The organism is Oleiphilus sp. HI0128 (assembly GCF_001635365.1).
Map to the genome: position 1 here is coordinate 1 of NZ_LWGG01001281.1, position 1,158 is coordinate 1,158.

The window sequence follows — 1,158 nt, forward strand, 5'->3', positions numbered from 1 at the left end:
GAAGTAGGTCTGCTTCAAGATCATCTTCATCTATGGTTGTAGGCGCACTGACTTCAATGCTTTCAGGCTCTTCAACCGGTGTTTCAACAGGGCTTTTGATTTCAAGTTCTTCTGGCTCAGAAGTCTCTACTGGTGAGCCAGTGGTGACTTGCTTGATCTTATTGAGAAGTTCATCTGCGCCATTGATAGCTGAACCTTGTTGAACCGCTTCAACCATATTAGCTAAGGCATCATGACAGCTTAAGCAAAGAGCCGTCATGTCTTGTGTCGCATCAAGCTGCTTATTAACAATAGACTCGAATAAGGTTTCCAGTTCGTGTGCAAGATCACCAATAGGGTTGATTTCGGCCATTCGAGCACCGCCTTTAAGGGTGTGCAATTCACGCTGTAGCTCGCCAACAACCTCGATATTAAAGACGTCGGATTCCCATTGGTGCAATAGTTCGCCAGAACTGTCGATTATTTCTTGGGCTTCTTNTAAAAATATCTCGGCTAATTCCGGATCCAAGTCTAATAAGACCTGGCTAGGACTTGTCGTTTGTGATTCAGAGGGCTGTTCATTTTCTGGAGCGATATCTTCTTCAACAAGTGGGGTGTTAACACGCAAATCATCAACAATTGAAGTGATATTCGTGACCAGCTCATCTTGAGGCTGGCAAGGTTGCAAAGCCTGGATAGACTTAAGCATTGCTTCTAGAGCCTGCGAAGACTCTTCAAGTAGCGATAACATCAGGCTGGAGGCATCAGCTTTGTAATCGATTAGTTTTTCAAATAGTTTCTCAAGGATATCACTTAAATCGCCAACCGCTTCGAAGCCTGCCAAACGTGCACCACCTTTGAGTGTATGCATGTCTCGTTGTAATTGCAGGATAACGTGTTCATTACCTGGTTGTTGTTTAAGTTTGTCTAGTGCAGGGTTGATTCCATTGACTAGCTCATTAGCTTCCTCGAGGAATATTTCAGCCAAATCGGCATCCATAATGGCTTCATCGTCGAGTTCAACGCTTGCTTCTTCCTCCACTTCATCTGTGGTAGCGGAGTAGGTAGGTAATACGTCATCCAACTCTTTCTCTAGCTGGTCGAGCTTCTCGTTTAAGCTATCTTCTTGAGTTGATACACTTTGACTTTCTACCGGACTATCTTCAATAACATGGCTAT

At 44.1% G+C, this 1,158-nt stretch carries 1 protein-coding gene; it reads right to left on the bottom strand.

All coding sequences use genetic code 11. The annotated features are described in order from the left end of the window. On the bottom strand, positions 1–1,158 hold a 1,158-nt coding region (locus A3763_RS21495), incomplete at both ends, for an Hpt domain-containing protein (protein WP_197483035.1).